The sequence below is a fragment of the Pseudomonas sp. UF-293 genome, assembly GCF_058245595.1.
Map to the genome: position 1 here is coordinate 1 of NZ_JBSICA010000086.1, position 332 is coordinate 332.

Here is a 332-nt window from a genome sequence, read left to right on the forward strand (position 1 = left end):
TAGCTCAGTTGGTTAGAGCGCACCCCTGATAAGGGTGAGGTCGGCAGTTCGAATCTGCCCAGACCCACCAATTTTGTGTGGGAAACGCCTGTAGAAATACGGGGCCATAGCTCAGCTGGGAGAGCGCCTGCCTTGCACGCAGGAGGTCAGCGGTTCGATCCCGCTTGGCTCCACCACTACTGCTTCTGAAGTTTGAAAGCTTAGAAATGAGCATTCCACCAAGACGGTGATGAATGTTGATTTCTAGTCTTTGACTAGATCGTTCTTTAAAAATTTGGGTATGTGATAGAAAGATAGACTGAACGTTACTTTCACTGGTAACGGATCAGGCT

At 48.8% G+C, this 332-nt stretch carries 1 tRNA gene; it reads left to right on the top strand.

Annotation, left to right across the window (positions count from 1 at the left end):
* Positions 1–100 precede the first annotated feature (100 nt).
* Positions 101–176 (top strand) — tRNA-Ala (locus tag AC4IHP_RS27885).
* Positions 177–332: the final 156 nt, after the last annotated feature.